This is a genomic window from Aureibacillus halotolerans (genome assembly GCF_004363045.1).
In the GTDB taxonomy this organism is placed as follows: domain Bacteria; phylum Bacillota; class Bacilli; order Bacillales; family DSM-28697; genus Aureibacillus; species Aureibacillus halotolerans.
Genome location: NZ_SNYJ01000003.1, coordinates 178,094 through 193,234 on the forward strand (window position 1 = coordinate 178,094; position 15,141 = coordinate 193,234).

Consider the following 15,141-nt stretch of genomic DNA (forward strand, 5'->3'; position numbering starts at 1 on the left):
CCCATTTAAGTAGAAATGAACGATTGCTCCTGGGGCGCCATGTGCACCTTCTCAATTTCAGTGTTTTGTGATGGAACGTCCTCATGCTGAAAATACCCATATTCGTTTTGTATCCACGTCATTGCGAAATAAAACAATGATGTAAACAACATAAAGGCAATAAATACCCGAAATGACACCCAAGCTTTAGCGAACCAGCCCATCTTTTTGTCCTCCTGCAAAATACGTTTTACATCAATGTATTGCCAGGAGAACAAATTTTATTCACCTTTCTTTAATTGCTGACAGTTACGACAGATGCCATGAAAGGTAAGTCGGTGATCCATTATTTTAAACGTAAAGTCACGTTCCACGATTTTTTCAACGTCTTCTAATAAATCGTCCTCAATCTCTTCTACTTTTCCACATTCAATGCAAACAAGATGGTGATGAAAATGCGCAGCCCCTTCTTTGCGGAGATCAAACCGAGAGACCCCGTCTCCAAAATTAATTTTGTCGACTACCTTTAGTTCGGTTAAGAGCTCTAGTGTACGATACACCGTTGCAAGTCCGATCTCAGGTGCTTTTTCCTTTACGAGCAAATACACATCTTCAGCACTTAAATGGTCCTCCTCATTTTCTAGAAGGACTCTTACGGTTGCTTCCCTTTGCGGAGTCAGCTTATAGCTTTGCTGATGAAGCTGTTTCTTAATTCGTTCGATACGATTTTCAATTTCCAATTCGCACCCTCCCCACTCTTCTTATCTATTATATTGAGAATGAGAAAGTCTGTCAAATTATATTAATTATAATATGATAATTTTATCAATTTAAAAAAAGGAATGATTTTTTTACTTTCGCTTCTACAAATGCAAAGCGAGACGCATAAAATAAGGACTAATCCAAGCTTCGAATGCGGCTGACACAATGAACAAAACACATAACGTAGCGGTGGCTATTGAGAATTGCCTAAAGATCGGCCAAAACGGTTTTCGATGTCGCGTCGATAGCTGGTTGCGAATCAATTGCATTGAGAAAGCAATCGACATGGCGCAAACACAAATATACACAGGGACGATAATCATATTTTGCGGCATAATCGCAAATGCCGATAGGACCACCCCTTGCCAGCCCATTTGCGTGACAAGAAAACCGACAGTAAACCCTACAAACACTCCTTTTATGAAAGCTAGACCCATCACAATTGGAGCCCCGATGACGGACAGCCCAAGCAACCACATGAGGCCAATTGTTTTCACATCCTGCCAAAAGCTCTGGGCGAAAATAATCGTTGGCGTTGCCAAATGGTCACTTTGCACATCAGTGAAAAAATGCCCAAGATACTTGTACAAATCGTCTTTTTGTAAGAGGGTCAAGCTATTTACAATGAGCGCACCAAAAATAATGCCTACCAACAATAAGGTCGCACTAAACACAAACAACGAGTGATGCTTATGAAGATGCTGCCTCAACGAATTTGTCCGCAATGAATGCATGTCTACCATCCTTTCCTTTCTCCATTTCTATGAGTCTATGAAGAAAGCAACAGGGACATGCGTTCCAGTTTAACGATTTGCTAGATAGAGTAATGCATACGCTGTTTTCGCATCATGTATTTTCTTTTCCTTCTGCAGTTCATTCGCTTCCTCTAACGTCACATGGACCACCTCTAGAAACTCATCCTCATCCGTTTGTAAGCCTTGTGAGAGAGTTAGACCCTTTGCCTCGTACAGTTCAATGCATTCATCCGCAAACCCAGGGGAGGTATAAAACGAGGTGATTTCCTTCCACTCGGAAGCCGTGTAGCCTGTCTCCTCTTCCAATTCTCGTTGAGCCGTTACTAAGCTCTCTTCACCCGTCTCTTTTTTGCCGGCTGGAATTTCATAGATGACCTTCCCTAGCGCTTTTCGATACTGGCGAACAAGCACAAGTCGACCATTTTCATCGTGTGCAATGACCGCAACAGCTCCAGGATGCCTCACGATCTCACGTTTTGAATGGCTATGATCAGGCAAGCGGACATCTTCCACTTCGACTCGAATTAAGCGTCCTTCAAACACAATCTCCTTGCCTAGCGTTTCTTCTTCTAGCTTCATTCAATCACATCCAATCATGTTTTTTTCATTGCTTCATACAGTGTATCATACCGCTTATTCAGTCTGGTATGAACGACTTTACGTTTGTCGAGACTATATAGGAAAAAACATTGACTCGGATAGCTATTGAGGCAGGAAAGGAGAACAGATTGAAGATCATCATTCGTTCGACCTCTATTGTTTGCTCTGGAAAGGCTTGGGAGATAAGAGAAACATTAAAGCAATACAATAAGCAATTCACGTATGTAACCGATTGGATCGCATCTGCATCAAAACCAACAAACGCACAAACGTCTAAACTGGAGAACGTCCAGAACTTTCGTTACAATGAACCTACTTCGCGTAAGGAGGAATTTCATTGAAAAAAAGACAGATAGGAAACTCTAGTCTTTTCGTCTCTCCCATTAGCTATGGGTGTATGTCATTAGGCACCGAAGAGGGCACGGCTGAGACACTTATAAAGAAAGCACTCGAGATTGGCATTACGCACTTTGATACGGCAGACCTTTATGATCAAGGACGCAATGAAGAACTTGTCGGCAAGTTTCTTCACAGCCATCGCCTAGATGTGACGATTGCCACAAAAGTAGGCAATCGATTTGAAAGAGGGAAAGAAGGCTGGGAATGGGCGCCAACCAAGCCATACATCCTCTCCCAAGTTGAAGAAAGCTTAAAACGCTTGAACACAGATTATATCGACCTTTATCAGCTCCATGGGGGGACACTAGATGATCCCATTGATGACATCATTGAAGCATTTGAGCAGTTAAAAGCGCAAGGGAAAATTCGCGCCTACGGAATCTCTTCTATCCGACCAAATGTCATTCATACGTATCTCAAAAAAGCTTCCATCGACAGCGTGATGATGCAATACAGCTTACTCGACAGACGACCTGAAGAGCTACTTGACACTCTTCATGCCCACAATGTGTCCGTCATTGCCAGAGGACCACTCGCCAAAGGCCTCCTCACCACCAAAGGCGATGAAAAAAGAGTTCGTGCCTTTGAAGACGGCTACCTATCCTACACAGGCGAAGAGCTCCAAAACACTTTAAAAAAACTCACAGACAAATGGCCAGACACACTAACAGAACACACACTCGCCTACCCATTGCACCACCCCGCAGTCGCCTGCGTCATACCAGGTGCAAGCAACACACAACAGCTCACAGACATCGGACAAGCCAACACCACACTAACGACCGATCAAACCACCTGGCTCCAGTCCCAGACAAAAAACCAGCAATATCAACAGTATAGAAGTTAAAAGTGGAGCGCCGTGAGTTCAGAAGCGCAGGTCAGAACATCATTGGGCTGGGAAATGGTTCTCCACATTTCACTAGACCAAGGATTTCTGCGCCGCAGCTTCTACGGCGCGCAACTGGATAATTGAAAGCGGAGGTGAGCGCGTTTTGAAACGCAGAGTAGAACATCACGGGGTGAAGAAATGGTTCTTCACATTTCTCTCACACCGGGATTTCTACCTCGCAGCTTCAGCGAGCCGGAGCTAGAGATTAAAAGTGGAGCGCCGTGAGTTCAGAAGCGCAGGTCAGAACATCATTGGGCTGGGAAATGGTTCTCCACATTTCACTAGACCGAGGATTTCTGCGCCGTAGCTTCTACGGAGCGCAGGCGAGCGCGTTTTGAAGCGTAGAACAGAAAATCCCCATACAATGAAGGTTTCTCTCATTCCTTTGTATGGGGATGTCTATTTAAAATTATCTTTTTCTAGAAAAAACGCTTCATTTGAATTCTTTACTACGATATCAAAGTTTTGATGATAAGGATGCATAAAGACTTCATATTGTATTCTGCGCTCTTCGTGTGATTGGTTTAAATAATGAAGGTCTGTTCCTCTTTCAGAAACATCTCGAATCCCTCTTCTAGTTAATTCTGTTTCTCCATCGGTATATAAATAAACCGTCAAATCGAACAATCTCTGGCTTATAAATGCCAGACTCATACCTTCTACAATCGTCACTTTATGTTGAGAAGAAATTAGCGTGCTCTTCTTATAATGTGTGGCCAGACTATAAAAATCCAAACCATCCCTCAGCATGTTGATGTCTCGCTCTAAAGCATACACATTATGAGCAGCAGGATGGCATGCTGTCATTTTATAATGGTGTTCTTTGCCGTTATATTCATAAGCTAATGTCGTGTACTTCCTCAGATCAGAGCCAATTATATAAGGATCAGTATTTATAAGATTGATGTCTTTTTCTTCTATAAGCTCAACAAGCTGATTTGCGAATGTTGTTTTTCCAGAAGCGCCATGACCTGAGATCCCGATCATAACTTTTTGATCATTTTTGTTTATCAAATTGGCTATTCTCTGTCGTATCTCGTCCATAGTGCCCCCCCTTTAAAACATCAAAAAGTTACGTTCCCTGAATTAAATGGAAGTAGATCGGTCTTTGACTTTATTTAGAAGCGCTTGGTTGCTTCACTGTCAAACGTGCATTCAAAATTTCAGAGTCATTTCTAAGCGTAAAGGTATTGTTGGTTTCGTTGGCTTTCAGCGTTAATGCCTCATCCCCAAAAAACACTTGATGCGGCGGCCAATAATAAACTGGCAATGGGCAATCAGCTCGTTGCTCACTTCCCACGTCCTTGGCATTCGCTTCATACAATGTAGGCACGCCACTTACGGCACAGCCACACCCTTCCGAATCATATACGAGTCGTAACACATTCTGTGAAGACGTAAGCATATTCGTCACTTTAGCTTCCGTCGCTTTCGACATGTTGAGTTTCATTCAAATCACCTTTCTTTTTGTACTCTTTTAGAACCGAAGTTGCCCACTCGCACCAATCACTCCACATTTCCATGTAGCGAATTGCGAATTCCGATGTCAAATACTCTCCAAACTGCTCGTTGTTCAATGACTCAAGATGGACAGATTGCCATTCTTTAATCTCTTTTTGCGCTGATTTATGCTGATCGCGATACGATGCAAGATAGGCCATCGATTGGTCAATATCAATTAAATGAAGCAACGAAACTCGTAACAAACGGGGGTCCTTCATCGAAAGAGTTTCTTTTTTTTCTGGTGTTTGAAGCAGCCAATGAAGCAAAAGTGTCATTCCCTTTTCTTCGACTGCGTATACTTTTTTATCAGGAAAATCACTCTGCCGAATTGTCTTCGAACGAACAAGACCCTCTGCTTCCATTTTTACAAGCTCACGATAAATCTGCGTATGATGAGCAGACCAAAAATGCGTGATCCTGTATTTAAACTCACGTGTAACTGAATAGCCTGTAGCTGGTTCCTTAGAGAGCAACCCTAAAATGGCGTACCTTAAAGACATATTCATACCCTCTTTCTACAGCAATTATCTCAAATGTACTGAAGTCAACGCAAATTTGCAATGCACCTTATTAAAACGCCCACTGGAATTAAAGCAAATCAGATGAACTCTTCTCACTCCAAATAGAAATTTATTTGATTGTACTTTTTGACTTGTGTAATCGCTATCATTGACTCTATACTTAGACGTAGAACGCAGGTTCAAGAAATGGGGGATGAACAAATGAAGGTAAAAGTTTTAAAGCCAGTGTTTGCAGAAGTAGCTGGTCAATTAGTGAACACAGCCAGTCAGCATTCAGAAACAATTTTAATTAAAAAAGGGGATTGGGTCGTTGATGCCAAAAGCTTGCTCGGCGTGTTGGCACTTTCCCTTCAGCCAGATCAAGAGGTAGAGATTACAACAACACCTGAAGACCAAACTGCCGCTGAAGAATCGCTCCTTTCACTTGGCATTTTTGAGCGCAGCGAATAGCCTAAAGCAAGCGTTTGCCAACAGCTTGAGAACCGTCTCCGGACGGTTTTTTTTAGTGAAGCAGATGAAGGGTTTACCTACATTTAGCTTTTGCTCGTACGCACGACGCGATAGACCCACTCCCCACTTCAATCCCATCCCTTACGCACCTAGCATCGAATTCATATTTCAGACAAACTCACCATGCGTTTTTAAATTATGACTTAACTTTTGCACCTTACAGTTGTCAGACACGCTTAGATAAAGCTGGGTAAAAGCAATTTTTAATACGCTCGCTTTCACAAGAGCATCAAAGACTCAGAAGTACTTTGAGTCGATGTTGCACTTGTACCCATAGGGTGAAAGCAGAGTATGTTGACGCAGCGGTCGTGATTGCAACGAGGGGCATCACCGACTTGGAATTGCCTCCTATCGTGTTTCCTTTGCCATAATAGATCGAAAGCTTACACCGATTACTTTGAATGAAATTGGCTTTTAAACAGAAATTCAACCAATGGCGGACACGCTTGATAGAGCTTTGCGCCTATATGCATCCAAATTGGTCGATTAATTTCTCGTTTGTTTTTTCCAAATGCTTGAACAATCACAGCCGCCAGCTGATCCGCGTCAATCATCATCCCGGCAACCTTCGTTCTATACGTCCCTTCTGGATCAGCTTCGTCAAAAAACGGCGTATTTACAGGACCTGGATTCACCAACGTTACGTAAACTGAATCGTTTTTGACCTCCATTCGCAACGCTTGTGAAAAACCGATGACAGCGTGCTTAGATGCTGCATAAACGGTCGCTTTTGGTGTTGGCAAACGACCTGCTTGTGAGGCGACATTGATAATATGACCTTTTTTTCGTTTTGTCATGGATGGGAGGACGGCTCGAGTACAATGCATCAGTGCATTTACATTGACGTTTATCATCTGATCAACATCTTCTTGTGAGTGCTCTTGAAAATCGATAAAACGACCAAATCCTGCATTGTTCACAAGCACATCAATCGGTCCCATCGTTTGCTGAATGGATGTAAAGAGAGTATAGACTTGGTTCGAATCTGCAATATCTACAGGAAAAAGCTGAACATCCGTTGAATCAATACTTTCTAAAGTCTTTTCTAAACGCGTACGTGACCGACCGACTAAGGCAAGCCGATACCCTTGCTTCGCCGCTTGTTTGGCGATTGAAGCACCGATGCCACCAGAGGCACCTGTAATAACGACCAAAGGCTTTTGCTCATTCATGCAATAAGGTCCCTCCTTTCGTTTTTGTTCATCAAGTAAAATCAACTTTCGCACCTTATTTTCGGGGAAACTCTTAGAAATAGATGTGTAAACCTGCAATTTGTGGTTACTTTTTATACAAGCCGCCATACGTTCGCTATCACCCTAAAGAGCACCATAGTATAAGTACCTCTAGTCGTGATTTCTTTCCTGCTGGAGTCTCACTAGTTGCGGCTTTTAATGATTCGCATATATGAATTAATCACAATTAAAAAAAGACTCTTTTAGTGTTTTTAAGGGTAGAAGAAGTCAGCTTCATTACTGAAAGACGACCTTTTAGAAATACAGGATTGTGAGCACCTGCACCATTCCTATCTACTGAATACAGCAGTCGTTGTTTTAAAGAGAAGTCAATGGATCTATCTCACCTCGCGGCCACTTAAGAACAGCCAGCGTTGAAGGTGATTTCGCACTGCCCAAGTTATCTAAAAATAAGTCATAAGTCCACTGCTGCATCAATACTGCACCAGGTGATATAAATTTGCATGAAACGATGCAATACCTTGTCTTGAATAAAAAAATTTACACAGAAACAACCATCAGCGTAGTCAAAATACGTAGACTCCTGCGGCAAAGAAAACACGACGAGGTCTTCTCGAGTCGATGTTGCACTTGTACCCGTAGGGTGTAACAGCGCGAGCTGAAGATCCCGCAGGAAAGAAAGCAAGACTCCGAGGAAGCTGAAGCCGTGCCTTTTTTTATGAAGTCATAAAAGTTAAAAATGATACAATCGATTAGAGGAAAGGGTGATGGTATGGACATTTTTGCTCATCGTGGTGCGAGTAAGGCGGCACCAGAAAATACGATGGCTTCCTTCCAGCTTGCGTTAGCAAATGACTCGGATGGCGTTGAACTTGATGTCCATCTCTCGGCAGACGGTGTCCCTGTTGTCATCCACGACAACACCTTGCTTCGCACAGCGGGCATAGATGCTGAGGTGCATACACTGTCCGCGGCGGACCTGACCAAATGCAATGCAAATGGTCGCTGGAAAGGTCTCCACACGCCAATTCCGACACTAGATAAAGTGCTTCAATGGGGAATGCACACGCCGCTTTTGTTTAATATTGAACTCAAATCCTCTCCTACAAACGATGCACATGCTCCAGAAAAAGTATTGGAAAGCGTATTTCAGTATAGCCTTCAAAAGAGATGCATCGTATCTAGCTTTTCAGCAGAGCTTCTAACACACGTCAAAAAGGTTGATGACGCGATTGAAACGGCCTGGCTCCCTTCTGGTCCTGTCAGAGAGTGGTCGGCACAAGCTAACGCTTGTCGTGCGAACGGAATTCATATGAACCAGCGCTTTGCAAATAAGAGACTTGTCTCTCGCCTTCGCAGCGAGCAGCTCTATGTACGTGTGTACACCGTGAACACAGCGTTAGGTACGATGCTAGCACGACGGATGGGTTTTGATGGCGTGATCACCGACAAACCAGCTATGGCTCGCGCTGTTATGAAACGTCAAAGCTAAAAAGAATACCTCACTTCAATCCTTCTCAGAAAGCCGAAGCTCGATGGTGAGTAAATCACTCGCAAGCAGCATGTTTTCATGAAGGTTTCTCGCATCTAATAACAGCGAATGGAGCTCATCCTCATCCTGATAACGTGAAGACAAATGCGTAAGGACTAGCTGACGAACCCGTGCTTTATGAGCCACCTCTGCTGCCTGCAATGCCGTTGAATGCCCATAATCCTTCGCTTGCTCGGCTTTATCTGCCTCCGCATAAGTTGCTTCGTGGATGAGCAAATCGGCATCTTCGGCAAGCTCAATAGCCGCTTCGCAGTAAGAGGTGTCCCCGAGAATGGTGACCACTCTGCCTTTTTTCGCTTCTCCGATGTACTCTTTTCCATTCAACACACGCCCATCTGGAAGGGCAACCTGCTGTCCATCCTTGATTTGCTGGTAATGTGGACCTGGTTGCACACCGTCCTCCACAAGACGATCCACGAGCAAAGCCCCTGGCTTGTCCTTCTCGACAATGCGAAAACCGTACGATGGGATCGTGTGTTGAAGAGATTTTGCCTCGACGATAGCAACGTCGTTTTCAAACAAGATACCTTGGGTCAGATCATGAATAATGATTGGATACGCCACTTTTGTTTCGCTAATCTGCAATGACGTTTCAATATACGCAGCGATGCCTTCTGGACCATAAATCTCTAGCGGCGTCGCCTCGCCTCCTTGAAATGACCTGGAGCTTAAAAAACCAGGCAGTCCAAATATATGATCCCCATGCAGGTGGCTAATAAAGATTTTTGTAATCCGACCAGGCTTAATAGGTGTGTGCAATAGTTGGATCTGCGTGGCTTCTCCGCAATCAAACAGCCAGGTGTCAAACATCCCCTCTGTCCATTGCAACGCTAGCGATGAGACATTCCGTGATTTTGAAGGCAACCCTGCGCCTGTCCCTAAAAACGTCAGTTTCATTCCTTTTCCTCCTCTCTCTTTCGTCGTTGTTCATATTGGGAAATCTCGCGCTCAAATGTAAATAAATTGAGCTGAGTGCTCTGTTGCTGATCAGAAACAAGCTTGCCTATGGATAAGCCAAGCAAACGAACGGAGTCTTTGTTCCATAGAAGAGTGAATAGTGCTGCCGCTTGTTCAACAATATCTGTTTCAGATGAAAGTGGCGATAAAAAGCTTGTCGTTTTAGATGTCGTCTCAAAAGACGCGTATTTAATTTGCACCGTCAATGAGAACCCAGCTAGCTGTTTGTCAGATAGTCGTTCACTTAATTTTGCTGCGAGCTTTTTGAGCTCTCGCTCGCACGAGGATAATGTACGTAAGTCGGCATCAAAGGTAGATGAAACACCGACGCTTTTTCGTTTTTCTGCGCGTTCTGGGTCAACCATTCGGTCATCTACGCCTTGTGCTTTATCAATGAGACGAATGGATTTTGGTCCAAATAGTTCTGCCATTTTGGCTGGGTTGGCTTCAGCAAGCTGTTGGACATTATCGTATCCCGCCTGACGAAGCTTTTCGCCCATTTTCTCCCCAATGCCATGAATGACTTCAATCGGCTTATCGTAAAAAAGACGCGGCCAGTCTCTTTTTCTTAAGACGCTAATGCCGAGCGGTTTTTTAAGATCAGAAGCCATTTTTGCTAAAAACTTGTTTGGCGCGATGCCTATGCTGCAAGGCAACCCTACCTTGTCCAAGAGCTCGTCTTGAATGGTTTTCGCAAGCGCCACATAATCTCCCCTCCAATCGCTCACATCAAGATAGGCTTCGTCAATTGATGCAGGCTCCACAGCATCAGTGTACGTACGAAGGAGAGAAAAGAAACGCCTTGAGTACGCTCGATATTCATCGAAATGAGGAGGGACAATGACAAGGTCGCGACAATGTTGCTTTGCTTTCCAAACGGGCATTGTCGTTTTCACACCTTGTTGTCTTGCTAAATAATTGCTCGTCACCACAATCCCTAAACGCTGACTGCTCGTTCTGGCAACGGCTACAGGATGCTTCTTAAGCTCTGGTCTTAGAAGCATCTCAACACTTGCAAAAAAACTATTCAAATCAATATGGAAAATAACACGATGGGATTGGGGTTTCGCTGAATGCTGCACAAACAACTCCCCTTCCTCATTGATTACGCTTCACTTGCAATCGCGACAATCAGCTCCGCTGCTTTAATTAATTCACTCTCAGGAATGCGTTCCTCGGTCGTATGGATGCCTTCATATCCAAGCCCTAAATTAATCGTTGGGATGCCGAAACCGGAGAAAATATTGGCATCACTGCCACCACCGCTCTGCACAATGGTTGCTGAACGACCTATCGATGCCATACTTCGAATCGCACGCTTCACTACTGGACTATCGTCCTCGTGAAAATACCCAGGATACATTTCCCAAGTGTTAATTTCTGCTTTTGCTTTGTATGCTTCAGCCGTTTTTTCAATCGTTTCCTTCATATGGCTTACTTGCTTCAACACCTTCTCATTTTGCAACGAACGTGCCTCGGCGAGCAAACTCACTTGCTCACAAACGACATTCGTCGCCTGCCCGCCTTCAAAACGACCGATATTTGCAGTTGTTTCTTCATCAATTCGCCCTAACTTCATAGCTGCAATCGCTTTTGCCGCCACGGTAATAGCTGAAATGCCTTTCTCAGGCGCGACGCCAGCATGTGCTGATTTGCCAATAATGCGCATGTCGAGCTTATGCTGGGCAGGGGCTTTCGTAACAATGGCTCCAACCTCACCATCTGAATCGAGGGCGAATCCCATAACCGCGTCAATTTGCTCTCGCTTCATTGCCCGGGATCCCGCTAAACCAGATTCTTCTCCGGCAGTGACGACAAATTGAATTTGCGGATGAGGCACCGCTGTTTCACTAAGCACTCGAATCGCCTCAAGCATCGCGGCGACCCCTGCCTTGTCATCTGCCCCGAGCACTGTCGTCCCATCGGAGGTAATCCAACCATCGGTACGCTGCGGTTGAATATTTCTCCCTGGTGCGACGGTATCCATATGTGACGTAAAAAACAAAGAGTCGCCTTCCCCTGTTGCGGGCAATGTACAAATTAGATTCCCTGCCCCATGCCCCGTCACTTTGGCGCTATCGTCTTCAATCACATGCAAGTTGAGGGCTGAAAATTTGTTGATTAATAGATCACAAATGCCTCTTTCATCTTTTGTCTCAGAGTTTACTTGCACAAGTTCTAGGAATTCATTTATAAGTCGTTCAGAGTTCACCATAATTAAGCTTCCCTTCTCTTCATCAAATGGAACATATGCTTCTATTGTATCAGAAGATGAAAGCAAACGCTCTTTTAGACAGGTGGATTCCCGAAAGTCGTTGGCTTGACGTCCACGCGCTTTCTGTCTAACCTCGCAAGCGTGTTTGATAGCACTAGTGCGACCTCCTTCCATTGAAGGACATCATCAACAAATCCATATTTCAATCCATCGGTTAAACCATCTGAGGCTTCTAGTGTGCCCATATGCTTTTCGTTTAGAACGCTGCGTGCCGCTTCAATGCCCATCACGGAGATTTCAGCCGTATCAAGGGCGAATACCGCATCTGCGCCCATGCTCTTACAATTCATTGCGACGTAAGCCCCACCATACCCTTTACGCACAATCAACGTTATTTTAGGCACTGTAGCTTTTCCGAACGCATATAGAAGCCTGGCCCCTTTGCGAATCAATCCATTGGTTTCTTCTTGCGTGCTCGGATAAAAGCCGACTGCATCCATAAAAGAAAGGACTGGAATACGCCATGCATTACAGAGTTGGATAAAACGCGCTGCCTTTTCTGATGCGAGAATATCAAGGACTCCCGCCTTGTATTTAGGTTGATTGGCAATGATCCCGACCGATTGACCAAATAATCTTCCAAAGCCCGTAATGACATTCATGGCATGCCGTGGCTTCATTTCCATGAAGCTCAGATCGTCTAAGACGTATGAAATCACACTTTTCATATCGTACGTTTTTTTTGATTCGCTAGGAAGGACAAGCGCTTGTTTCTCTATCGTTCGATTGGCGGATACCTTAGGCTGTGCATGAAACAGCAAAAGCTGCTTTGCCCGTTCTATCGCATTCGACTCATCTGTTGCCATGATATCGACCGTCCCACTTAACACGGCGTGAACGGCAGGCGAACCATAGGCATCAATTTTCACCTTTTCCCCCGTCGCTTGCTGTATAACTCTTGGACCTGTAATAAACATTTGCGCCTTCGCTTCATTCATAATTACAATGTCCGTTAAAGCAGGGCCATATACAGCTCCTCCTGCACAAACACCAAGCATCACAGAGATCAAAGGAATTTCTCCTGACGCATGGACAAGCTCCTGAAAAACACTTCCATACCCCTCTAAGGCTAAAATCCCTTCTTGAATTCTGGCGCCTCCTGAATCGATTAATCCAACTAGAGGCATGTGAAGCTCTCTTGCCAATCGGATAATAGCTGCCATCTTTTGAGCATGCATTTCACCGACCGAACCACCCATATAATTAAAATCCTGTGAAAAAACTGCAATTGGGTAGCCTGATATCAAGCCTGTGCCAGCAATCAAGCCATCTCCTTTTAGACCACCAACCATAACCCGCGTGGTAACACCTGACATAATTTCTTGAAATGAGCCGTCGTCTACAATCTGCGCGATTCGCTGAATACTTTGGCTGTTGTTTTTGATCTTCATTTCCTCCTTATGAGGTGCACTCGCTACATACTTATGCGTCTGTTCGCTCGGGAACGCCATTTTCTGTTGCACGAATGGCAGAGACAGGCTACAATGAGGGGAGATATTTTTTGGAGGTTTGTTATGTCTAAAAAAATGACGAAAATCGTAGTGTACCTTATGATTGCTACAATGTTGCTGTCCACTCTTTTTGCGGGAGCGATGTCGTTCTTCTAATGCTAATTTTTGATAAAATGATGCACAAAAAAGCACTGCCCAATAATTAGGGCAGCGCTTTTTTGTGCATTGTATTTGGGGTTTGCCGGTTAAGGTATGAGAGTGCCAGCTCTTCAATCGGACGATCCTCATTTGTGATGAGCACTTTTGTGCCATAAGGGACGCTTGCGAACAGTGCTTGAATATCTTGCTCATGGAGTCGAATACAGCCGTTCGTTACCTTTTTCCCAATCGAGTCAGGATTGCTATTGCCATGAATGCCATAGATTCGACCATCCGTATGGCGTGCATCGAAACCAATCCATCTTGAGCCGAGTGGATTCCGCGGGTCACCGCCCTCAATGTCCCGTCTCCGGTCATAGGGATTTTCTGCTTTTACTACGATCATAAACACGCCTTCAGGTGTATCTTCAGCATTTACCCCAGTTGCTGCCGGTGCCCGAAGAACAACCTGATTGTCTTCATAATAGGCAAGCTCATTCGTGCGTTTTGAAATAATGATAAATGGATCCCCTGGGTTAGGGGTCGGACCAAAGGCTCCAAAAGGGATCAAAAGAGACAACAATACGCCGAAGAAAAAGATCCGCATCGAATCACTCCGTTTTTCACTTAGAGTTCCCGTGCATCGTTCCTTTTACTCTTTGACTTGCTTATATCCTTAAGTGCTTTAAATTCTTTTTTTATATCCAAGTAGCGCTCCATCTCAGTGATAAAATAATACAACAACGCTCGAACCTCAAACTCCTCGCGATTCACAGGAAGTGGTGTTCGCTTCAAACTCTCCTTCAGCTTTTCTAGCCTCTCCAAGTGTACGTGAGCTGTATTTCCTGGATGAACAGATACACTAAGCTGAGTTAAAAAATCCGCAATCATGTCCCCTTGCCTCACAGTGACTGTCATTCGGGAAACAGTCGGCAGAATTCGTTCAAGAATATCAAATTGCTTGTCCCTCATTGTAAAATAGTGATAATAATGATCGCGGTTTTTAAACGTATAGGTTTCTGCATTACGCAGACTGAGCTCCTTCCCCTTCCGAATGCACTCAGCCGCAAGAGTAATCTCCTCACCATTCCAATCCATTCGTCCATCTCTAAAAAACGCAGCGATTTCTATAAATATCTGACTGTATTGAGCTTCAAGCTTCTGTTGAATTTCCTTTAAGGACGTTTCATTTTTCGGACTATAGACATTCATGAGCAACGCCATACCGATGCCAACTGAAATTAACTGCACTTCCTGCCATATGTTCAGCCAAGTGAAGTTTCCTCCCAAATACATATGCAAGATGATGACCGAGCTCGTAATAATCCCTTCCTCGACCCTCAACATGACGGTGATTGGTATAAAGAAGAGCAATAATAGCCCAATGACGACAGGTGAATACCCAAGCCCCTCAAAAAACACAAACGAAAATAGGATGCCTAACAAACAAGCGACAAAGCGGTGCAACGAGCTCACCACAGTCTTTTTTTGCGAAGGCTTAATGCACAAAATGGCTAAAATGCCCGCAGAAGTTGCGTTAGGCAGTCCCAACCCTTGGGCTAATGCAATTGCAACTGCCGTTCCAACCGCCGTTTTTATTGTTCGGTACCCTATGCGATACATTTTCAACCTAAACGCCTCAGTTCTGCTTACGTAT

The 15,141-nt window shown here is 44.3% G+C and carries 19 protein-coding genes; 5 read left to right on the plus strand and 14 right to left on the minus strand.

The window, feature by feature from the left end:
• Window positions 1-5 precede the first annotated feature (5 nt).
• From EV213_RS05370 to EV213_RS05385, 4 genes are all read right to left on the minus strand, one after another.
• Entirely contained in the window at window positions 6-203 is a 198-nt protein-coding gene (locus EV213_RS05370; protein ID WP_133579470.1) for a DUF4227 family protein, read from the minus strand.
• Window positions 204-260: 57 nt separating this feature from the next.
• Window positions 261-713: a ferric iron uptake transcriptional regulator gene (gene fur / locus EV213_RS05375; protein WP_133579605.1), complete on the minus strand. Its 453-nt coding sequence runs from the start codon at window positions 711-713 to the stop codon at window positions 261-263.
• Between the two features lie 129 nt (window positions 714-842).
• Window positions 843-1,475, minus strand: a complete 633-nt coding sequence (gene spoIIM, locus EV213_RS05380; RefSeq protein WP_166639166.1) for a stage II sporulation protein M — start codon at window positions 1,473-1,475, stop codon at window positions 843-845.
• A 69-nt stretch (window positions 1,476-1,544) separates the two neighbouring features.
• A complete protein-coding gene (locus EV213_RS05385) occupies window positions 1,545-2,075 on the minus strand; it encodes an NUDIX domain-containing protein (RefSeq protein ID WP_133579472.1) in 531 nt (176 codons plus the stop codon).
• Between the two features lie 149 nt (window positions 2,076-2,224).
• On the opposite strand from EV213_RS05385, the gene mciZ reads away from it, so the two are divergent.
• Both mciZ and EV213_RS05395 read left to right on the plus strand, forming a co-directional pair.
• Window positions 2,225-2,437 (plus strand): Z-ring formation inhibitor MciZ, encoded by a 213-nt coding sequence (gene mciZ, locus EV213_RS21285; RefSeq protein ID WP_133579473.1) that lies wholly within the window; start codon window positions 2,225-2,227, stop codon window positions 2,435-2,437.
• Complete coding sequence (locus tag EV213_RS05395; RefSeq protein WP_133579474.1) at window positions 2,434-3,342, plus strand: aldo/keto reductase; 909 nt, start codon at window positions 2,434-2,436, stop codon at window positions 3,340-3,342. Before mciZ ends, EV213_RS05395 begins: the two co-directional genes overlap by 4 nt.
• 441 nt (window positions 3,343-3,783) lie before the next feature.
• Here the strand turns inward: EV213_RS05395 and EV213_RS05400 are convergent, their stop codons facing one another.
• The 3 genes from EV213_RS05400 to EV213_RS05410 form a co-directional block, all read right to left on the minus strand.
• The gene (locus EV213_RS05400; protein ID WP_133579475.1) at window positions 3,784-4,428 is read right to left on the minus strand and encodes a uridine kinase family protein; all 645 of its coding nucleotides are present in this window, start codon (window positions 4,426-4,428) and stop codon (window positions 3,784-3,786) included.
• Between the two features lie 70 nt (window positions 4,429-4,498).
• A complete protein-coding gene (locus EV213_RS05405) occupies window positions 4,499-4,834 on the minus strand; it encodes an iron-sulfur cluster biosynthesis family protein (protein WP_133579476.1) in 336 nt (111 codons plus the stop codon).
• The gene (locus EV213_RS05410; protein ID WP_133579477.1) at window positions 4,800-5,387 is read right to left on the minus strand and encodes a PadR family transcriptional regulator; all 588 of its coding nucleotides are present in this window, start codon (window positions 5,385-5,387) and stop codon (window positions 4,800-4,802) included. Before EV213_RS05410 ends, EV213_RS05405 begins: the two co-directional genes overlap by 35 nt.
• A gap of 222 nt (window positions 5,388-5,609) precedes the next feature.
• Here EV213_RS05410 and EV213_RS05415 point away from each other — a divergent pair, with 222 nt between their 5' ends.
• Window positions 5,610-5,858 carry an HPr family phosphocarrier protein gene (locus EV213_RS05415; protein ID WP_133579478.1) on the plus strand — a complete coding sequence of 83 codons (249 nt, stop codon included), beginning with the start codon at window positions 5,610-5,612 and terminating at the stop codon, window positions 5,856-5,858.
• A gap of 452 nt (window positions 5,859-6,310) precedes the next feature.
• On the opposite strand, the gene EV213_RS05420 is transcribed toward EV213_RS05415, so the two are convergent.
• A complete protein-coding gene (locus tag EV213_RS05420; RefSeq protein ID WP_166639167.1) occupies window positions 6,311-7,090 on the minus strand; it encodes an SDR family NAD(P)-dependent oxidoreductase in 780 nt (259 codons plus the stop codon).
• Between the two features lie 793 nt (window positions 7,091-7,883).
• Here EV213_RS05420 and EV213_RS05425 point away from each other — a divergent pair.
• Window positions 7,884-8,603, plus strand: a complete 720-nt coding sequence (locus EV213_RS05425) for a glycerophosphodiester phosphodiesterase (protein WP_166639168.1) — start codon at window positions 7,884-7,886, stop codon at window positions 8,601-8,603.
• Window positions 8,604-8,618: 15 nt separating this feature from the next.
• On the opposite strand, the gene rnz is transcribed toward EV213_RS05425, so the two are convergent.
• The 4 genes from rnz to EV213_RS05445 form a co-directional block, all read right to left on the minus strand.
• The gene (gene rnz / locus EV213_RS05430; protein ID WP_133579481.1) at window positions 8,619-9,560 is read right to left on the minus strand and encodes a ribonuclease Z; all 942 of its coding nucleotides are present in this window, start codon (window positions 9,558-9,560) and stop codon (window positions 8,619-8,621) included.
• Window positions 9,557-10,702, minus strand: a complete 1,146-nt coding sequence (locus tag EV213_RS05435) for a DNA polymerase IV (protein ID WP_166639169.1) — start codon at window positions 10,700-10,702, stop codon at window positions 9,557-9,559. Before EV213_RS05435 ends, rnz begins: the two co-directional genes overlap by 4 nt.
• A 23-nt stretch (window positions 10,703-10,725) precedes the next feature.
• A complete protein-coding gene (locus EV213_RS05440; protein WP_133579483.1) occupies window positions 10,726-11,835 on the minus strand; it encodes a M20/M25/M40 family metallo-hydrolase in 1,110 nt (369 codons plus the stop codon).
• A gap of 74 nt (window positions 11,836-11,909) precedes the next feature.
• On the minus strand, window positions 11,910-13,286 hold the full coding sequence (locus tag EV213_RS05445) for an acyl-CoA carboxylase subunit beta (protein ID WP_166639170.1): 1,377 nt from the start codon (window positions 13,284-13,286) through the stop codon (window positions 11,910-11,912).
• A gap of 123 nt (window positions 13,287-13,409) precedes the next feature.
• Between EV213_RS05445 and prli42 the strand changes: the two genes are divergently transcribed.
• Window positions 13,410-13,502: a stressosome-associated protein Prli42 gene (prli42, locus tag EV213_RS20655; protein WP_166639171.1), complete on the plus strand. Its 93-nt coding sequence runs from the start codon at window positions 13,410-13,412 to the stop codon at window positions 13,500-13,502.
• A gap of 46 nt (window positions 13,503-13,548) precedes the next feature.
• Here prli42 and EV213_RS05450 read toward each other — a convergent pair whose 3' ends face one another.
• Both EV213_RS05450 and EV213_RS05455 read right to left on the minus strand, forming a co-directional pair.
• Entirely contained in the window at window positions 13,549-14,091 is a 543-nt protein-coding gene (locus EV213_RS05450; protein WP_133579485.1) for a L,D-transpeptidase, read from the minus strand.
• Between the two features lie 20 nt (window positions 14,092-14,111).
• Window positions 14,112-15,107: an aromatic acid exporter family protein gene (locus tag EV213_RS05455; RefSeq protein WP_133579606.1), complete on the minus strand. Its 996-nt coding sequence runs from the start codon at window positions 15,105-15,107 to the stop codon at window positions 14,112-14,114.
• Window positions 15,108-15,141: the final 34 nt, after the last annotated feature.